The following is an 18,840-nucleotide window of genomic DNA, read 5'->3' on the forward strand; positions in this document are numbered from 1 at the left end:
GGAGCGCCGCGCTACTCCGCGGCGGGGGCGGCGCGGCCTTCCCGCCGCAGCCAGGGACGATGCAGCCAGCGCAGCGTCCATGAGGCGAAGGGTGACGCGGCGTGCCCGTCCTGGCCGGGCGGCTCACCCGCGGGCAGCGGCGCCATGGCAAGCGGTGCCGGACCGACCAGCGGGGCGGCCAGCATGTTCCAGGCGGCCACGTAGCCGTCCGGCCGCAGCGTGGCTCGGTATTCCTGCAGCAGCGTCAGCGCCGCCCGCTGCGCCGTCAGTTCCTCGGGATCGAGCGGCGGCACCGGGGTGTTGCCATCCGACGTCCTGCCCAGCCTGAAGGCCGCGCCCGCGCACAGCGCCATCGCCGCGGCGATCTCCTGGCGATAGGGCATCGACCAGACCAGCATGTCGGCATCGACCAGCAGGCTGTCCGTCGCCAGCGCCGCGACCGCCGAGGCCACCCAGAAGGCCAGGAAGCCGCGATAGCGGTCCTCGCGGGAGAGCTCCGCCACCACGCGCCGGCAGGCGGCGGCGGCACGCGCCCGGTCGGCCTGGCACAAGGGCCGGGGCAGGGGGACACGCAGCACCTGGCAGGCCCGGGCCACCACCGGCGCCTCGGCGTTGCGCGCCAGCATGAGCAGTGGCATCTCGATGAAATAAGGGTTGTCGTGCACCTCCATCTCCCGCCGCGCCGAGGCCCATTGCGCGTCCGGCCGGCGCAGCAGCACGACATGCACCGCTTCCGGGAAGCGGGCCTGCATCCAGGCCACCCGGCCGAGGGTGCGGCAGGACTTGACCACCGGCACCCGCCCGACCCCGGTCGCATGGGCGAGCAGCCCATGGAGATAGGCTTCCAGCTCCGGTTGCACCGCATCTGCCCCGGCGAAGGCGTGCTCGGTGGCGAAGTCGGCGTGAAAGCCGGGCACGCCGGTCAGGTCGGGTCGCAACAGCCCGGTGACCTCGTTCCAACTGCGGGCCAGCGCCGCGTCGCCGCCGTGCCAGGCATCGGGATGCACGGCGGCGATGACCGGCGGCGCCAGGCTGGCCAGCGCCTCGTGCAGCGGCTCGTTGAACCCCATCACCTCCGGCTCGTGGCACAGCGCCGACCACACCCAGGTGCCGCGGCTGCGCCAGCCGGTGTGCAGGAAGATCGGGGGACGGCCGGCGGGGGCGGGCCGGAAATGCATCATGACAGGCGTCCGACAAGAGAATGGACCGGGTGTGCAAAAGCCGCGCCACCCCCGCATGGCGCGGGGCGCAGGCAAATGCCGCGTGGCGCAAAGAGGCGATGGCAGGCCTGGAGCCGGTCGAGCCCCGGCCGGCAATGTCCGGAACGCGGACGGATGGTGTCCGGAATGCGGACGCCCCCGCTTTCTGCGGCCAGGGCGGGTTCCCCGGGGTCAATCTTCGACAAGATCGACCCCCAGGACCTCGGCAAAGCTGTTCACCCGGTAGGTGATGTGTTGCCAGGCGGTCTGCGGCAACGATGCCGTGACCCGATAGAAGACGAACGCCGCCTCGCACCGATAGGGATTCTTCCAGAACTGCCCGGTCGCCAGGCGTTGTTCGGCGATCACCACCCCGGCTTCCTGGCCCGGCTGGCGCAGCTTGCGGGCCAGCAGGGCGGTGATGGCGGGGGCGCCGCAGCGGTTGTCCAGCCAGAACCATCCATAGCCGGTGACGCCGGCCATGAGCAGCGCGCCAAGGGCAAGTACCGGGAACCAGCGCCGCCGTCTCATGTCGCGCTCTCCCAGCCGCCGCCCAGCGCCTTGAACAGCGCGATCGCCTGGGTCGCCAGGGCGGTGTCGCTCTGTGCCAGCGTGTCCTGCGCCTCCGACAGCGAGCGTTCGGCGTCCAGGACGTCGAGGAAGTTGGACAACCCGGCCCGGTACTGCGCACGGGCCAGCTGCGCCGCGTCCTGCCAGGCACGCACGCTGCGGCGCAGCCGGGCGTTGTGCGCGGCTTCGCGGTCCAGCCCGACCAGGGCGTTCTCGACTTCCTTCAGCGCCGTCAGCACCGTCGCCCGCCAGCTTGCCAGGGCTTCGTCGCGCTCGGCCTCGCGTTCGGCCACCACCGCGGCGCGCTTGCCGGCATCGAAGACCGGCAGCGAAACCTGCGGCGCCACCGACCAGACGCGGCTGGAGACATCCGTCACGTTGCCCAGTCGCGCGGCGTTCAGCCCGATCGCCCCGGCGAGGCTGACCGCCGGATAGCGGTCGGCTTCCGCCGCGCCGATGGCAGCGTTGGCAGCGGCGAGCCGGCGCTCGGCGGCGCGGATGTCAGGCCGGCGCACCAGCAACGTGGCCGGGGCATCGGCAACGATGGCCCCCCCCAGGGTGGGAACCGGCCGCACCGGGGCCATCAGGCCGGTCAACTCCCCTGGCGCCGCCCCGGTGAGCACGGCCAGCCCATGCACCTGCCCGGCAAGACTTTGTTCAAGCGGCGGAATGGCGGCCTCGGCGCTTTCCGCCTCCGCCTCCGCCTTCACCGCATCCAGCTCGGAGACCAGCCCGGCCCGGGCCCGGCCCCGTGTCAGCGCCGCGGTGTCGCGCCGCGTCGCCAGGGTCTGCCGCGCCACCTCCAGCTGCGCCTGATAGCCGCGCACCTGCACATAGGCGTTGGCGACATCGCCGATCAGGCTGAGCACCGTGGCATCGCGTTCCGCCGCGGCGGCCTCGGCGGTAGCGCGCGCGGATTCGATGGTGCGGCGCTGGCCGCCGAACACGTCCAGCTCGAAATCGGCATCGAAGCCGGCGGTCCAGGTGCCATAGGTGCGCGCGCCGCTGCCATAGCCGGAGGCGGCCAGGGAACTACGTTGCTCGGTGACGCTGGCCGAGGCGTCCAGGCTCGGCCACAGCCCCGCCCGCTGCTGCGCGAGGCTGGCGCGCGCCGCGCGCAACGAGGCCTGCGCCTTGGCGACGTCGGGATTGGCGGCGAGCGACCGGGTGATCAACCCGTCCAGGACCGGGTCGTGGAAACGCTGCCACCAGGCGCCCTGCGCGACCGCGGTCGGGGAAGTGGCGAGGGGGCCGGACCAAGCGGCGGGGAGCAGCATCTCCGGCGGCTGGTGGTCGGGGCCGAGGGTGCAGCCCGCGGCGAGCAGCACCACGAGGCCCAGTCGGGGCGCTGCCCCGAGCCCTGCCAGGAGGCTTTGCCTCCTGGACCTCCACCAAGGGTCGAAGGCCCTTGGATCCCATTCTGTGCCGCGCAGCGCGAATGGGCTTGGGCCGCGAAGCGGACCAAGGGGGCCCTGTGGCCCCTGCCGGGTCGAGGGCAGAGCCCTCGCCTTCCTTCCTGTCTTCATGGCTTCGCCTGAGCCACCGCGTTGCGCAAAGGGGGCGCCTCGATGAAGACGTCCAGCACCTGCCCCACGCGCACCGGCAGGGTCTCATCCTCGATCTCGAACACCGCTTCCAGCACGCGGGTATCCACCCGTTCCGTGCTGTCGCTGGTCAGCGAGGTCTTCGGCGTGACGTAGGGTTCCGTCAGCACGTAGCGCAGTGTCGAGGAGAGGTCGCGGTTGCCGCGCAGGGTGGCGCGGCCGGTGGCGCCGTCGTGGAAGCGCCAGGCGTCGTTCTCGTCCACCTGCACCCGCAGGTGCAGCCGGCCGGGCCGGCCGAGCCGGATCAGGGGCGTGTCGAGCGCCGCGGCGGAGACGTATTCGCCGGGGCGGATGTTCACCTGCAGCACCGTCGCGGCGAAGGGGGCGGTGATGGTCAGGCGCTGCAGTTCGGCCTCGGCTTCGGCCAGGGCGGTTTCGGCGGAGATGACCTGCGCGCGCGCGGTGGCGAGTTTGGCCTCGTAGAGCTGGGCGGCGTAGCGGCGCTTGGCGAGGTCCTCGGCGCTGACGGCACGGCGGTCGGACACCGCCTCGGCGTTGCGCAGTTGCTGGCGGTAATCGGCCAGCGCCACCGCGGCTTCCGTGACCTGGGCGCGGGTGATGGCGAGGTCGGCGGCCTTCTGGTCGCGGGTGGCGCGGGCGACGCGGTCGTCGAGGCGGATCAGCGTGGCCCCGGCCGGCACCTGCTCGCCGGGGCGCACCGGCACCTCCAGCGCCACGCCGCCGACCTGGGCGCCGATGGCAACCATGCGGCCGGGCGGCTCCACCTGGCCGGAGCCGCCGATATAGCTGGCGAAGGGCGCGGCGGCCGGTTCGGTGAGCGGCGGGGCCGGGCGCGGCGGCTGGTGCGCCTGCAGCACCGCGGTGATGCCGAGGCCGAGGCCGGCGGCGGCGCCGAGCGGCAGCAGGACGTGGCTCAGCCGGATCATGCCGCGCCGGTCCTGACCGTGACGATGCGGCCGTCGTCCATTTCCGCGATGCGGTCGGCGAAGCCGAAGATGCGGTGGTCATGCGTCACCACCAGCAAGGTGCTGCCATGCCGTCCGGCGAGGCCGCGGAGCAGTTCCATGATCTCCTGTCCTGTCCTGTGATCGAGGGCGCTGGTCGGCTCGTCGCAGACCAGCAGCCGGGGGCGGTGCACCAGGGCGCGGGCGATGGCGACGCGTTGCTGCTGCCCGCCGGACAGCTCCCGCGGCAGTTGCCCGGCACGGTCGGCGAGGCCGACGGCGGCGAGCGCCTCGGTCGCCCCCCGGATCGCGGCGGCTTGCCCGGCGCCGTTGAGCAGCAGCGGCACGCCGACATTCTCGGCGGCGGTCAGCGTCGGCACCAGATTGAAGGCCTGGAAGACGAAGCCGACATGGCGGCGGCGGAACGCCGCGCCGGCGCCGCCGCCGAGGGTGGCGAGGTCGCGGCCAAGTACGGCGCAACTGCCGCCATCGGGGGTCATCACCCCGGCCACGATGGAAATCAGCGTGGTCTTGCCGCAGCCGGAGGGGCCGACCAGGAACATCACCTCGCCTGGCGCCACTTCGAGATCGACGCCGCGCAGCGCCGGCACCACCCCGGCAGCGGCGTGATAGCTCCGGGTCAGCGCGCGGCAGCACACGGCCGGTGGCGGCGGCGTCACTTGAACACCTCGGCGGGATCGAGGCGCAGCACGCGGCGCAGGCCGAGCGTGCCGGCGGCGGCGCCCACGAAGACGACGGCGAAGGCGGTGGCGCCGAGCAGCGGCCAGCTCAGCTCGACCTGCGGTCCGGTCTTCGGGCCGAGGATGGCCAGCAGCGCCACGCCGCCGGTGCCGAGCCCATAGCCGATCAGCGTGACCGCCAGGGCCTGCAGCACCACCATGCCCACCAGCGTGCGCGTTGGCGCGCCCATCGCCCGCAGCACGGCGAAATGGCGCTGGTTGTCGAGCATGAAGTTGGCGAAGGTCTGACCGGCGATGCCGCCGCCGATCAGGAAGGCCAGCAGCGTGGAGAGGCCGAAGCTGACCAGGATGCCGGTGTTGCGGATGAACCACCACAGCGATTCCCGCGAGAATTGCCCGGTGGTGCGGCCACGCAGGCCGGCGCTGCGGAAAAGGTCGTCCTGCACCCGCGCCACATCCGTCCCCGGCTGCAGCCCGGCGAGGATGAAGGAGAGCAGCTTGCGCTCGCTGGGGACGAAGGATTTGGCGCGCTCGTAGGTGGTGTAGATCACCGGCTGCGACTGGAAGTTCGGCTCGCCGCGATAGATGCCGACGACACGGGCGAGATGGTCGTTCAGTTCCAGCGTGTCGCCGACGCGCAGGGGGCGACGGGTGCCGTCGGGTTCGACATGGGCCAGCCGGTCGCCGGCGGCGTCGATGTCCACCAGGATGCTGTCGGCGATGCGCAGGTCCTCGAAACGGCCTTGCAGCATCTCTGCCGGGCGGCCGATCAGCGTGGCGTCGTCCACGCCGATGAACTGGCAGTTCTGGTAATTGCCGTCGGGCATGCGGGCGCGGATGCTGCCGCGATACATCGGCACCGCCCAGGCGATGCCGGGGATGCTGCGCACCCGCTGCACCTGGATGTCCGACAGCGCCTTGATGTCATCGACATATTGGGCGTGGCTGTCGGTGACCCACATGTCCACGCCGCCGATGCTGTCGATGAACACGGTGGTCCGGGAGAGGATGTGCAGCATGGTCGCGCCCTGCTGTGCGACCAGCAGCGTGGTGAAGCCGAGGGCGAGCACGATGCCGAGATATTTCGCGCGGTCACCCGCGAGCATTTTCCAGGCGATGAGAAGCATCTTGCGAAATCGTCGGGGGCCGGGGGAGGAGGGCGACACAGCCGTTGCGCCGGGCGGCGCCGGTTGGCGCGCGCGGGACCATGTGGCCAGGGGCGAAGCAGCGGTGCCGCTGCCGGGACGGATCTATGCGGGGCTTTCCCCGGACCCGGATGCCGGGTCAGGGCCGCGCACGGGGGCACCGGGCGGCATCGCGCCGTTCCGGCCGGTGCCGCCCAGGCCGCGCTCGGCCCCCGCGCTGGGGCCGGTGTCGGACCCGTTGGCCGGCGCGGGGGGTGGCATGCGCGGGGGGAATGATTGGTGAAGGCGATGACGCCGGATCATGGACGCGACCTGTCACTGTCCTCGGGCGGGGGGGCGGGCATGTCCGCGGCGATGCGGCGGCGGCCTTCGGGCGAGATTGCCGCCATGGCCCGGCTCAGGGCGTCGTCGAACCGCAGGCTGAACGTCGCCCAGTTTTGCCGGTGCGCGGCCATGCGCTCGCGCTGCGCCTCGGCGTCGAAGGAATCCTGTTCCAGGGCGGCCTTGATGGTGGCGCCCTGTTCGCGCAGCGTCCGGCGGAACTGTGCGAGGTCGGGCGCCACCGGCTGCATGGCGGCATGAAAGGCGGCGCGGTCGGCGGGGGAAAGCAGCGATTCGATGCGCGCCTGCAGCCGTCCCGGATCGGGCGGCGGTTCGGCACCGCGGCGCAGCATCATCCCGCCGAGCACCACGTTGAGCGCGAGCGAGGCCCCGAGCAGCACGGCCAGGACAACGGAACTGCGCGGGCGCATCAGAACGGGGTCCCGGCCAGCACGAAGGCCGAGGGGGAGGCGAGCAGGTCGGTCCGGCCATCGTGACCGTCCCAGGCCAGCCAGAGCACGCACAGCGCCAGCGTGACCACCGCGCCGCAGCCGATCTGCCACAGCGGCTGCAGCCACTCCGCCAGAGCCCCGGCGGACGGCGCCGGCAGCGGCGAGCGGGCGATGCGGAGGGCGACGCCGGCGCGCATGCGCTGCAGCGTGGCGGCATCCGGGACCGCGACGGTCCCGGCCAGCGCCGCGTCCAGCGCTGCCGCCGCGCGCAGGCGCCGCCGCGCCTCGGCCGAGCCGGCGAGCAAGGCCCGGGCGGACGGCACGTCCCGGGACGGCCAGCGCGTCAGGTCGGCGCCATGGGTTTCCAGCAGGGTGACGAAACGGCGTATGCGCATGGGCGGTTGTCTTTCCTGGCACCGCTGCCACCAGCAGAACCGCCGGGGCGCGGCGCGCATCCTTGGTCCGGGCGCCCGGTCCGCGCGACCGGACGGCAGCATGAGTCCCCGGAGCGGCATCAGCCATCCTCGTCGCGCATCTGCCCGACGAGGAAACGCCGGGCCCGGCGCAGCAGCCCTTCCAGGGCGCGGGGCGAGACCGAGAGCGCCGCCGCCGCTTCCGCGCCGCTCAGCGCCTGGTCGTAGAACAACGCGAGGGCGGCGCGCTGGCGGGCCGGCAGCCGCCGGAGTCCCGCATGCAATCGTAGGCGGTTTTCCTTGGCCGCGAGGGTGTCCTCCGGTCCCGCGGCGGTGTCGGCCAGTTCCGCCACCGTCTCCAGCGGCTGCAGCAGCGGCGCGCGGGCGCGGTTGAGCGCCAGGTTCACCGCGATCCGGTGCAGCCAGGTGGTGAAGCGCGCCCGCCCGGGATCGAAGCGGGCGGCGTGCTGCCAGGCGCGGAACATCACCTCCTGCGCGGTTTCCTCCGCCACCGCCGGGTCGCGGACGATGCGGTGGACGATGCTGTAGACACGCGACAGGTGCCGCAGCGTCAGTTCGTCGAAGGCCAGCCGGTCGCCGGCCGCCGCCCAGGCGAGCAGCGTCTCGTCCGGCGCGGCGGCGCGGTCGCGGTCCTGGCGTGGCTGGGGGGCGGGACAAGACACAGGGCTCTCGAAACAACATCGAAGGGCAAGGGCGACGGGCATGCACGCCAATCCGGGTTCTGGAGGCTGATACCCGTGAGCAGGGCAAAACCCACGCGTCCGCCGAGGCTTATGACGAGATGCCCCGCGAATCGGGACGGAAGCTGGCCTCGGCCATGGCCCGGAGCGGCCCGGGCAGGCGGAGCGACTGCGCAGCAACGGGCAGGTAGAGCAGGACGGTGGTGCCGCGGCCGGGGGCACTTTCCAGCTCGGCATGGCCGCCTGACTGCTTGGCGAAGCCGTAGACCTGGCAAAGCCCCAGACCGGAGCCTTGCCCCACGTCCCGCGTGGTGAAGAACGGCTCGAAGGCACGGGTCCGCACCTCCTCGTCCATCCCATGCCCGCTGTCGGAGAAGCGGATGCGCAGATAGCTGCCGCCGGCCAGCTCCGCATGCGGGTGCAGCGCGTCGATGCGCAGGATGTCGGAGCGGATGACGAAGCTGCCCCCCTGCGGCATGGCGTGCTGCGCATTGAGGGCGATGTTCAGCACCGCGAGCTCCAGCTCCGCCCGGTCGACGCTGCAGATCGCGGTGCGGGCGGCGGCACTGGCGTGGTAGCGCAGCGTGATGCCCTGGTTGACCGCGCCCTCGATCAGGCTGCGCAGGTCCTCGAGCAGGGCGGAAACCTGCTGCGGCTCCGGGCGCAGCATCTGCCGCCGCCCGAAGGTCAGCAGATGCCGCGTCAGCGTCGCCGCCCGGTTCACCGCGCGCTGGATCGAATCGACCCAGCGCCGTTGCCCCGCCTCCAGCGTCGCGTCCTCCAGCCGGCCGAGATTGCCCGTCATCACCATCAGCAGGTTGTTGAAATCGTGCGCGATCCCCGCCGTGAGCTGGCTGATCGATTCCAGCCGCTGGGCGTTGCGCAGCTTTTCCTCGAGCTCGGTCTGGCGGGTGATGTCGGAGGTGGTGCCGACGACGCGCACGGTGTGGTGGCTCTCGTCGCGGATCGGCGTCAGGCAGATCTGCCAGACGGTGCGGTGCTCGTGCAGCATCAGCACGATACTGAAGGACATCGCCTTGCCGCCGGCGACGCATTCGCGGTAGCGCGCGGCCAGGCAGGCCGCCTCGGTCGGGGCGTGCACCTCCTCCGGCGTGCGGCCGGCGAGGTCGCCGGCGCGCCGGCCGAGCTGGCGTTCCAGCGAGGGATTGACCGTCTCGTAGACGATGCGCTGGTCCGGCCCGACCGCGAGCACGAAGATGCCGTCCACCGCCTTCTCGAAAATACCGGCATAAAGCGCGTCGCGGGCGTGCAGCGCCGCCTCGGTCTCGAACTGGCGCAGCGCCGCGCCCCGCTCGCGCCGGACCGAGCGCAGGGCGAGCATGCTGATGCAGATCAGCGCGGCGGCGGAGATCCCGGCCACGGCGGCATAGGCCCCGGTGGTCTGCCGCCATTCCTCCAGCACGGCGTCGAGGCTGATCCCGTCGGTGACGACGATGCCGAAGCGGGGCAGCGAGGTGCGCCCGCGGATGCGCGTGACGCCGTCGAAAAGCGAGGAGCTGATCCACAGGCCGTTCGGCTCGGCGCGGAAGGAGGCGGCAAAGCGTTGCTCGACCTCCGGCGACAGCGGCCGCATCTCGCCGTCCGACTGCACCAGCAGCGCCCCGTCGGCGCGGTAGAGGGCGTAGCGGTGCTCGCGCGGCGGGGCGGCGGTTTCCCAGTACTTGATGAAGAATTCCGGATAGGTCGCCGCCAGGATCAGCCCGTCGAAGTGTCCGTCCGCGGTGCGCCGGGGCGCGGCCACGTTGATGGCGAGCCGGCCGTCGACCCGCCCGATATAGGGGCGGCTGACGAACCAGTCGCTCCCCTGTCGTATCGCCTGGAAATAATCGCGGTCCTCGCGCGACTTCTCGTCGAGCAGCGCGGGGCGGTCGGCCGCGGCGATCCGCCCGTCCGGTCCGATCAGCCAGATCGCCCCGATATGCGGCATGCTGCGGATCGACCGCGCCAGATAGTCCTGCAGCCACGGGGCGGCCCGGATCTCCTCCCAGCTCATGCCGGCGACGCGCTCGGCGGCCTGCGCCAGCAGCAATTGCTCGGTTTCGAACACTTTGAGGGCGTGCTCGGCCAGGATCACCGTCTCCCGCCGGATCGCGTCCTGCGCCACCGCAATGGTTGCCTGCCGCGTCGTCCAGGCGGTGATGGCGAAGACGCAGGCCGGAACGATCAGCGCCCCGGTGATCGACAGGCGCAGCCAGCGCAGCGTGGAAGACGACGCGCGCAGGGCCTGCGCGCGCGCCGCCGTCCGGCCGTCCGGGGCGACCGGGCTAGGGGCCATGCGCGGCCGGGCCGGTGCGCCGCCGCCCTGATCGGCCCTGCGCCCTGGAAAGGAGACGTGATGCGAAGATGCGCATGCCACACGGCGAGTTGAACAAGACGAAGCGGACCCTTCGGCATGGAGTTCTGGTCGAGCTTGGAGAAGTATAATAACTGTGAGGTGGAAGCGCACTGAAGTATTGGGATATGAAATACAACAGATGAACCCGGTCAGAAAATTCGTCAACTTGTCAGTTTGTTAAGCGGATTTATCTATTTCGCTATTTATCGTATGAAGATCCGGCGTTTCGTTTCCGATGATTGCGTGCTGTCATTGTTTCCCACCCTGGCGCACAGGCCAGCAGGAGACAAGGTGCCGGCCTGCGCGCATCGGTGGACCCGGCCGGAACGGCAACGGGACACGGAATGGAACCCGGACGCACCGGGAGTGACACTGAGGTGGAGCAGCGAGATGGCCGCAATCGTACCGGTCACGGCAAGGATGTCAGGTAATGGCTGAGGCAGGCGGAGCGGGGAGGCGCCTGGCGGCCTCCCTGGGGCGGTCGGGCGGATGGCTGGGCCTGGCCATCGCCGCGGCGGTAATCATTCCCTTTGCGATCGTGGCGGTCGCCGCCATGACCACGCGCGAGGCGGCGTTGAACCGCGCCCAGGAGATGGCCGGGCGGTCGGTGACGGCACTGGGCGAGCACGCGCGCAAGGTGCTGGAGACGCACCGGCTGGTGCTGGCGCAGGTGGAGGACCGGCTGCGCGGCGCCACCGACCAGGAGATCCGCTCGGCGCCCTGGCTGCGCGACTACCTGGCCCGCTCGATCGCGCAGGAGCCGCAGATGGGCGCGATCTGGGTGATCGGGCCGGATGGGCTGATCGCCGCGGCCAACCGCCCCGAACTGGTCGACCGCAGGACCCGCATCGACCGGGATTATTTCCAGGCGGCGCGGCAAGGGGCCGAATGGTTCGTCAGCGCCGCCTATACCGGGCGGGTCGACGGTATCCTGGCGTTCAACCTGGGCCGCCGCCGCGCCGGCGCGGACGGCCGGTTCGACGGGCTGGTGCTGGCGGCGATCTATCCCGCCTCCTTCATGGAGCACTGGACCTCCATGATGCCGCAGGGCGAGGGGCAGCGGATCGGGCTCTATCGCACCGACGGCACCCCGCTGGCGCAGGCGGGCGTGTCCACCGCCAACGGGCCGGAGGTCGCGGGCCGGCTGGCCGCTGCCTTCCGGGAACGGCCGGAGGGGACCTGGACCGGGCCTTCCCCGGTGGACGGGGTGATGCGCATCCAGGCCCGGCAATCCTTCCCCGCGCTCGGCATCGTCGTCGAATACGCGAGCGACCAGGCCGCCGTGCTGGCCGGATGGACCCGCGCGGTGCAGCTCTGGAGCCTGGTGGCGTTGCTCGGCGCGATCCTGCTGGTCGGCACCGTGCTGATGCTGCGCCGCGCCGGGCAGCAGGAACTGGCGGCGGAGCGGGCGCGGCTGCAAGGCGAGGCGGAGGCGCACGCCAATGACGCGCAGTCCCGCCGCATGCAGGCGCTCGGGCAACTGGCGGGCGGCATCGCGCTGGATTTCAACAACGTGCTGCAGGCGGTCGAGGGGGCGACCACGCTGATCGATCGCCAGCCGGCCAACGAGGCGAGCGTGCGCCGCCTGGCGACGCTGGCCAATGACGCGGCCAAGCGCGGCGCCGCCATCACCAACCGCCTGCTCGCCCTGGGCCAGCGCAGCGACCTGCGCGCCGAGCGGCTGGACGTGACCACGATGCTGGGTGAGGTGCGCGAGACGCTGACCCATTCCCTGGGCAGCGGCATCACCGTGCGAATCGAGGTCAGGCCCGACCTGCCGCCGCTGCTGGCTGACCGGGAACAACTGGAGACGGCGCTGATCAACCTTGCCACCAATGCCCGCGACGCCATGCCCAAGGGCGGCAGCCTGACCCTGGCCGCCGAGACCGAGATGGTGTCGATGGAAGGGGCGGGGAACCGGCCCGCCGGCATGCGGCCGGGACGCTATCTGCGCCTGGCCGTCACCGATACCGGCACCGGCATGGACGCGGCCACGCTGGCGCGGGCGGGCGAGCCGTTCTTCACCACCAAGCCCCTGGGCATCGGCACCGGACTCGGCCTGCCGATGGCCCGCGGCTTCGCCGAGCAGTCCGGCGGGGCGCTGCAGATCGACACGAAACCGGGCGAGGGCACCACGGTGACGCTGTGGCTGCCGGTGGCGGAGGCCGGCGCCATGCCGCGGCCGGAAGCGACGATGCCAGCGCCTGGCAAGGCCCGCTCCTCCTCCCGGCTGCTGGTGGTGGACGACGAGGACCTGGTGCGGGAAGTGCTGGCGGAATACCTGGAGCAGGAGGGCTTCAGCGTGCTGGTCGCCGCCAGCGGCAACGAGGCGCTCTCGCTGCTGGCCGCGGGCGAGGCGGTGGACGTGCTGATGACCGACTTCGCCATGCCGGGCATGGACGGGATCACCCTGATCCGCGCGGCACACGATATCCGCCCCGGCCTGCCGGCCGTGCTGCTGACCGGGTACTCGGGCGACGACGCCGCGCTGCGGGCGGGCGGGACGGAGGAGAGCAGCTTCTCCCTGCTGCACAAGCCGATCCGCATCAAGGGCATCGTCGAGCGGATCGAGGCGTTGCTGGGGACGGAGACGGACTGACCGAAACAGAGCGGGGCGGCCGGCATCACGCCGGCCGCCCCGTGCGGTGGACCCGCGGATCAGATCAGCCGGCGGCGGGCGCCTGGAACACCGTCACGCGAGGCAGCGGGCCGGTGTATTTTTCCACCTCCGCCATCGCGGTCTGGCCGCAATTGCCCTGGCTGAGCCGTGAGGTGGCAATGCCCGTCGTCAGGTTGTTGACGTCGCCATAGCTGCACAGGCTGCCCGGGGTGCGCGCATCGACCGGATCGTACCAGCCACCTTCGCTGATGCGGATGACGCCGGGGCGCATGACCTCGGTGATCTTCACCCCCGCCAGGATCTGCCCGCGATCGTTGAAGACCCGCACGACATCGCCATCGGCGAGGCCGCGCTCAGTGGCGTCGCGCGGGTGCATCCAGCACGGCTCCCGCCCCGCCACTTCATAGGATTTGCGCAGCACGGTGCCGCAGAGCTGCGAGTGCAGCCGCAGGATCGGGTGGTTGGCGGCGATGGCCAGCGGATATTTCGTGGTCGGCCCGCCAAGGCGCTCGACCGGCTCCATCCAGGTCGGGTGCGGCGGGCAGTCGTCATACCCCATCTTCTCGATGTTCTTCGAGTAGATCTCGATCTTGCCCGAGGCCGTGCCGAGCGCGTTGAGCAGCGGGTCGGCGCGGAAGGCGGCATGGCGGACGAAATCCCGCTGCTCTTCGCTGAGCGGGAAGGCGAGCGCCTGGTTGTTCGACCAGAACACGTCGAAGATCGGCATCTCCATGCCCTTGGCACGGGATTCGATCTTGGCGCCTTCGTAGAAGTAGCGGATCCACTCCATCTCCGTGCGGCCCTGGGTGAACAGCCGCCCCTTGCCCCAGCGCTCGGCGATGGCGGCGAAGATGTCATAGTCGTTGCGCGCCTCGAACACCGGGGCCACGACCTGCTTCATCGGCACGATGTGGCTGAGCGCGTAGTCGCCGAGCTGCTCGATGTCGTTGCGTTCATAGGAGGTGGTGGCCGGCAGCACGATGTCGGCGTGGCGCGCCGAGGCGGTCCACTGGACGTCGTGCACGATGAAGGTGTCGAGCTTCTGCCAGGCACGCACCATCTCGTTGCGGTCCTGCTGGTGCGAGAACGGGTTGCCGCCGGCCCAGTAGGCCAGCTTGATCAGCGGCAGCTTGATCTTCGCCCCGTTGAAATCCATCACCTTGCCCGGATTGAGCAGCGTCTCCACCAGGCGCGATACCGGGATCACCGCCTCGCCGCCCGTGCCGAGCCAGTCCGCGCCACCCTGCGTGCCGCCGCCGATCTCGTCGGTGACGGCTGCCACGTTGGGCGAGGTGTGCATCGGCGCGCCGCCGCTGGCGTAGTGGTAACTCAGCCCGTAGCCGCCGCCCGGCAGGCCGATCTGGCCGAGCATCGCCGCCAGCGTCACCAGCATCCACGGCGCCTGTTCGCCATGGTGCTGGCGCTGCGTGGAATAGCCCAGCGCCAGCATGGTGCGGTGGCTGGCGAAGCGCCGCGCCAGGTCACGGATGGTCGCGGCCGGGATGTCGCAGATCGCCGAGGCCCATTCGGCGGTCTTGGGCACGCCGTCCGAGGCGCCGGTGAGATAGGCGAGGAACGGCGCGAAGCCGGTGGTGTACTTGTCGAGGAAGGCCTGGTCGTGCAGCTTCTCGGCCTGCAGCGTATGGGCGATGCCGAGCATCAGCGCGACATCGGTCTGCGGGCGCGGCGCCAGCCATTCGCCGCCGAGGAATTCACAGGTTTCCGTCCGCACCGGGTCGATGCAGATGACCTTGGTGCCTTTCTCCCTCAGCTTCTGCACACCGACGAAGGCGCCGTGGTCGCCGATGTGCCAGCCGATCTGCGAACAATTCATCGGGTTGGCGCCCCAGAACACCATCAGCTCGGTGTTCTCCACCACGTTCGGCCAGGTGGTGCATTGTTCATACACCTCGATCGAGCCGGTGACGTAGGGCAGGATCACCTGCGCCGCGCCGGTGGAGTAGTCGCCGGCGGCATTGGTGAAGCCACCGTTCAGCTTCAGCATCCGGCGCAGCAGGGTCTGGCAGTTGTGCAGCTTGCCCGGACTCTTCCAGCCATAGGAGCCGCCGAAGATCGCGCTCGGGCCATGGGTTTCCCGCACCCGCACCAGTTCCTTCGCCACCAGGTCGATCGCCTGGTCCCAGCTGACGCGCACGAAATCGTCGGTGCCGCGGCCGGCCGGGTCCGCGCCCGGCCCCTTTTCCAGCCAGGCCCGTCGCACCATCGGGTACTTGATGCGGCTGGGCGAGTAGATCGAATCCAGCACCCCCCGCAATTGCGCCGAGGGCCAGGGGTCTTCCTCCCACGGGCGGATGCCGACCGCACGGCCATCCTGCACCCTGGCCCGGAACACGCCCCAGTGGCACGCGGAGAGGATTTCCTGCGTGCCGCCGGCCGCGCGTGCCCCCCGGGTCAGATAGGGCGCGCCGGTGGCGCCCAAGGCGGCGAGTGCGGTGGCGCCGCGCAGCAGCCCGCGCCGCGAGAGGGCGGACGAGGTCACTTCGGGAACTGGGCTGGACATCAGGAGGGTGTCCCTTCGAAAGCGGTCGGCCTGACGGGCATCGCCGCATGCAGGCTGTCGGACAGGGAGGAGAGGAAGGCGGCCAGCAGGGTGCAGGCCGCGGCATGGAAGCCATCGGGATCGGCGGCCTGTACCTGGCCGGCGAAGGCCGGCACCCAGGTGGCGAGTCGGCGTTGCAGGTCTGCGGCCATGCCGGCATCACCCTGGCGCAGGGCCGCCGCGAGCGCGAACAGCTCGATGCCGAGATGGTCGGGCGGCTCGCCGCACTCCGCGGACACCGCGAGATCGAGGCGCCGCAGCACCGCCGCCATCTCTTCGGTGGGCGCCTGGAACAACCGCCCGCCCTCGCCGGTCCAGGCGCTCTCGTAGGGCGGGATCGTGTTGCGGCCGGCCACGCCGTCGAACAGCCGCGCATGGCATCGCGCCAGGGCGGGGGCCACCGTGGCGGCGGGGCCGACCCCGAGCATGGCCGCCATCCTCTGGCCCGCCGCCGGGCAGCCGAGGCCGGCCGCGAGATCGGCGAGCCCCCCGTTCGTGGCGTGGCGCTGCAGCCCCGCCACCCGCACCGGATCGGGCGGGGCGATGAAGAGATGGCCCAGCCAGTCGGCGATGAGCGCGCCGAACTCCAGGGAGGGCTGGATCGTATCGCTCATGGCGCCGGCGCCGCCGCGGCGGTGTCCTTGGCGTGGTTCTGCAGATAGGCCAGCAGCAGCCGGTACTGGCCGTCACTGAGCGAGGTGAAGCGCTTCATCGCGCCCAGCGTGCCGATCCACTGGTTCGCCAGGTAATGCTGCGGCGAGGGCAGCGTATGGCAGGCGGCGCAGGCGGTGTTGAACAGGCGGGCGCTGTAGCCCCACAGCGCCGGTAGCTGCGCATTGAGCTTGCCGCCGTCGATCCAGAAGGTCAGCTCGGCGCGCGTCCAGGTCTGGTGGGTGTCGGGATCCTGCATCGAGGCCCCGCGCGCCACCTTGGCGATGGCAGCCGGGCCGAGCACGGCCTGCATGATGCGCTGGCCCTGCCGGGCGTAGAAGACCGAGTCCACGCCTTCGACCTGCCAGCCGGCGAGCCGCACCTGCAGCCGGTCACCGTCACGCCCGAGCACGGCGAGCCGGGCGGCGCCGAGCACCTTGCCGTCCTCCGCCCCCGCCGTGCCGAGCCGGGCGGCGTCGAGGTAGAGATTGCTGGTGTCGGCGACATAGACGTCCTTGGCCTCGGCGATGGCGCGGGCGTCGGAGGTGGGCAGCGGGGCGGCGCGGGTGGCGCTGGTGAAGCTGGCCGGCAGCATCACCACCTTGCCGGTGCGGTTGGGTTCCGGCACGCCGGGGCCAGGCCGGTCCACCGCGGGAATGGTCTTCAGGTACACCGCCATGGCATGCCGGTCCGCTTCCGGCAGTTGCGCGGTGTTGGCGACGATCTCGGCCATCTCTCCGCCGGCGCGCTTGCCGATCGGGCTGAGGCCGGTGGCCAGGTAATCGGCGATGGCATTGGCCGACCAGAAGCCGATGCCGGTTTCATCCGGCGTGATGTTGGGGACGTAGCCGGTGCCTTCCGGGTTGGGGCTGCCGCCGTAGCGCAACGACGCCTGCACGTTGCCGAGCGGCGTGCGCGGCGAATGGCATTCGGCGCAATGCGCCGGGCCCTCGACGAGATAACGGCCCCGCGCCAGCACCGCATCGGCCCCGGCGGCGGGAGAGGGCGCGGCGGGCGGGAGGGGCTGGCCATCGAGGAAGGCAAGCCGCCAGATGCCCACGCCCCGGCGCAGGTTGAAGGGGAATTTCAGCTCGTGCTCCGGCGCCTTGCCCGCGACCGGTTCGAGCGTCTTGATGTAGGCGAACATGTCGCGCAGGTCGTTCGCCGTCATGCGCTGATAGGAGGTGTAGGGAAAGGATGGATACAGGTTCCGGCCGTCCGGCCACGCCCCGTCCGGGCCGACCCCTTCCCGCACCGCGCGGATGAACTGCTCGGAGCTCCAGCCACCGATGCCGTCCCTCGGGTCGGGAGATATGTTCGGCATGTGGAACGTACCGAAGGCGGTTTCCAGCACGCGCCCGCCGCCGAGCCGCAGCATGTTGTCCTGGCCGGGGGTGGCGTGGCAGGTGGCGCAATCCGCCGCGAGGAACAGCTTACGGCCGTTCTGCAAATCGGCCGGGCCCGGCCCGGCGACATCACGGCGCGGGTGGGTCAGCGACCACGTCCATGGCGAGGTGAGGATCAGGAATCCGGCCACGCCGATGGCCGCGACGCTGACGGCACCCTTGATGGCTGTTCTTGACCTGGATGGTGACTGGTCCATCTTGCATTTCCTCAAGCGGCGGGACGGGAGAACCGCCGGCACAAGCAATGCCATGGCGATGTAAAGACAAATTCGTTCTAATATGAACAGAATTGGTCGAACCTTAAACGAATTGTAAACGATACATGAAATCGCCTGATCCTGCCGCGCCGTCACGCATCAATGTCTGCATCGTCGACGACGAACCGGTGGTCCTTGCCGCAATGGCGGACTATTTCGAGAATGCCGGCTTCGTGGTGCATCGCGCCGGGACTGCCGAGGCCCTGCGCCGCATCCTGCGGCGGGAGCGGATCGACCTGGTGCTGCTGGATATCCGCCTGCCCGACGGGGACGGGCTGGCGCTGATGCGCGATCTCCGCGCTCAGTCGAACGTGCCGGTGATCCTGGTGACCAGCCGCGCCGAGGAAGCGGACCGCGTGGTCGGGCTGGAGTTGGGGGCGGACGACTACGTCACCAAGCCGTTCTCACCCCGCGAGCTGCTGGCGCGTGCGCACAGCGTGCTGCGGCGCACCCATGGCAGCGGCGAGGCCGCATCGCCGCACCGCGACGAGATCCGCCGCTTCGCCGGCTGGCAGCTCAATCTGGCCGGGCACCAGTTGATCGCCCCGGACGGACGGCAGGTGCGGCTGACCCATGCCGAGTTCGACCTGCTGGCCGCGTTGGTCAACAATGCCGGCCGCATCATGAGCCGCAATGCACTGCTGGACGCGATGAGCGGGCGCGACCTCGATCCCAATGATCGCACCGTCGACGTGCTGATTGGGCGGCTGCGGCGCAAGCTCGATCCCGGGCCGGGGCAGCCGGGCTTCATCACCACGGAATATGGGCTGGGCTACCTGTTCGCGGCGCAAGTGACCTGAGCGGGGAGGTACGAACTGCGCTTGGGTCGCGAAGCGGAGCAAGGTGGATTTGTGGCCCCTGCCGGTCCCGGCCAGCACCCAGGTCTTCACATATTTGAGAATGGTGCGGAGAACGAATTAAGAATTTCTACGTTAGCGACGCGACGCAGAAATTCTTAATTCGTGGGCGGGGAATGTCG

Annotated in this window: 15 protein-coding genes; 2 read left to right on the plus strand and 13 right to left on the minus strand. The window is 70.9% G+C overall.

What is annotated here, in order from left to right:
- Positions 1-11: 11 nt before the first annotated feature.
- From NBY65_RS20700 to NBY65_RS20745, 10 genes are all read right to left on the minus strand, one after another.
- Positions 12-1,181: a hypothetical protein gene (locus NBY65_RS20700; protein WP_150039522.1), complete on the minus strand. Its 1,170-nt coding sequence runs from the start codon at positions 1,179-1,181 to the stop codon at positions 12-14.
- 210 nt (positions 1,182-1,391) lie between these two features.
- The gene (locus NBY65_RS20705) at positions 1,392-1,730 is read right to left on the minus strand and encodes a hypothetical protein (protein ID WP_150039523.1); all 339 of its coding nucleotides are present in this window, start codon (positions 1,728-1,730) and stop codon (positions 1,392-1,394) included.
- Positions 1,727-3,100 carry an efflux transporter outer membrane subunit gene (locus NBY65_RS20710; RefSeq protein WP_162530435.1) on the minus strand — a complete coding sequence of 458 codons (1,374 nt, stop codon included), beginning with the start codon at positions 3,098-3,100 and terminating at the stop codon, positions 1,727-1,729. The genes NBY65_RS20705 and NBY65_RS20710 overlap by 4 nt, the downstream gene beginning before the upstream one ends.
- 191 nt (positions 3,101-3,291) lie before the next feature.
- Positions 3,292-4,260, minus strand: coding sequence for an efflux RND transporter periplasmic adaptor subunit (locus tag NBY65_RS20715; RefSeq protein ID WP_150039525.1), 969 nt, complete (start codon positions 4,258-4,260; stop codon positions 3,292-3,294).
- Positions 4,257-4,958 carry an ABC transporter ATP-binding protein gene (locus NBY65_RS20720; RefSeq protein ID WP_150039526.1) on the minus strand — a complete coding sequence of 234 codons (702 nt, stop codon included), beginning with the start codon at positions 4,956-4,958 and terminating at the stop codon, positions 4,257-4,259. The genes NBY65_RS20715 and NBY65_RS20720 overlap by 4 nt, the downstream gene beginning before the upstream one ends.
- Complete coding sequence (locus NBY65_RS20725; RefSeq protein WP_150039527.1) at positions 4,955-6,106, minus strand: ABC transporter permease; 1,152 nt, start codon at positions 6,104-6,106, stop codon at positions 4,955-4,957. The genes NBY65_RS20720 and NBY65_RS20725 overlap by 4 nt, the downstream gene beginning before the upstream one ends.
- 317 nt (positions 6,107-6,423) lie before the next feature.
- A complete protein-coding gene (locus NBY65_RS20730; protein WP_162530436.1) occupies positions 6,424-6,876 on the minus strand; it encodes a periplasmic heavy metal sensor in 453 nt (150 codons plus the stop codon).
- Entirely contained in the window at positions 6,876-7,292 is a 417-nt protein-coding gene (locus tag NBY65_RS20735) for a hypothetical protein (protein WP_162530437.1), read from the minus strand. Before NBY65_RS20735 ends, NBY65_RS20730 begins: the two co-directional genes overlap by 1 nt.
- Before the next feature lie 119 nt (positions 7,293-7,411).
- Entirely contained in the window at positions 7,412-7,993 is a 582-nt protein-coding gene (locus NBY65_RS20740; protein WP_250265711.1) for a sigma-70 family RNA polymerase sigma factor, read from the minus strand.
- A 109-nt stretch (positions 7,994-8,102) separates the two neighbouring features.
- Positions 8,103-10,307, minus strand: coding sequence for an ATP-binding protein (locus NBY65_RS20745; RefSeq protein ID WP_150039530.1), 2,205 nt, complete (start codon positions 10,305-10,307; stop codon positions 8,103-8,105).
- Positions 10,308-10,797: 490 nt separating this feature from the next.
- On the opposite strand from NBY65_RS20745, the gene NBY65_RS20750 reads away from it, so the two are divergent.
- Positions 10,798-12,966 carry a response regulator gene (locus NBY65_RS20750; protein WP_150039531.1) on the plus strand — a complete coding sequence of 723 codons (2,169 nt, stop codon included), beginning with the start codon at positions 10,798-10,800 and terminating at the stop codon, positions 12,964-12,966.
- A gap of 64 nt (positions 12,967-13,030) precedes the next feature.
- Here the strand turns inward: NBY65_RS20750 and torA are convergent, their stop codons facing one another.
- The 3 genes from torA to NBY65_RS33900 are packed head-to-tail and all read right to left on the minus strand — an operon-like array spanning position 13,031 to position 17,801.
- Positions 13,031-15,508 carry a trimethylamine-N-oxide reductase TorA gene (gene torA / locus NBY65_RS20755; RefSeq protein ID WP_150039532.1) on the minus strand — a complete coding sequence of 826 codons (2,478 nt, stop codon included), beginning with the start codon at positions 15,506-15,508 and terminating at the stop codon, positions 13,031-13,033.
- Entirely contained in the window at positions 15,508-16,161 is a 654-nt protein-coding gene (locus tag NBY65_RS20760; RefSeq protein ID WP_150039533.1) for a TorD/DmsD family molecular chaperone, read from the minus strand. Before NBY65_RS20760 ends, torA begins: the two co-directional genes overlap by 1 nt.
- Positions 16,158-17,801, minus strand: a complete 1,644-nt coding sequence (locus NBY65_RS33900) for a c-type cytochrome (RefSeq protein WP_150039534.1) — start codon at positions 17,799-17,801, stop codon at positions 16,158-16,160. The genes NBY65_RS20760 and NBY65_RS33900 overlap by 4 nt, the downstream gene beginning before the upstream one ends.
- 125 nt (positions 17,802-17,926) lie before the next feature.
- Here NBY65_RS33900 and NBY65_RS20775 point away from each other — a divergent pair, with 125 nt between their 5' ends.
- Positions 17,927-18,661 (plus strand): response regulator transcription factor, encoded by a 735-nt coding sequence (locus NBY65_RS20775; RefSeq protein WP_150039535.1) that lies wholly within the window; start codon positions 17,927-17,929, stop codon positions 18,659-18,661.
- The last annotated feature ends 179 nt before the right edge of the window (positions 18,662-18,840 follow it).

The organism is Rhodovastum atsumiense (genome assembly GCF_937425535.1).
In the GTDB taxonomy this organism is placed as follows: domain Bacteria; phylum Pseudomonadota; class Alphaproteobacteria; order Acetobacterales; family Acetobacteraceae; genus Rhodovastum; species Rhodovastum atsumiense.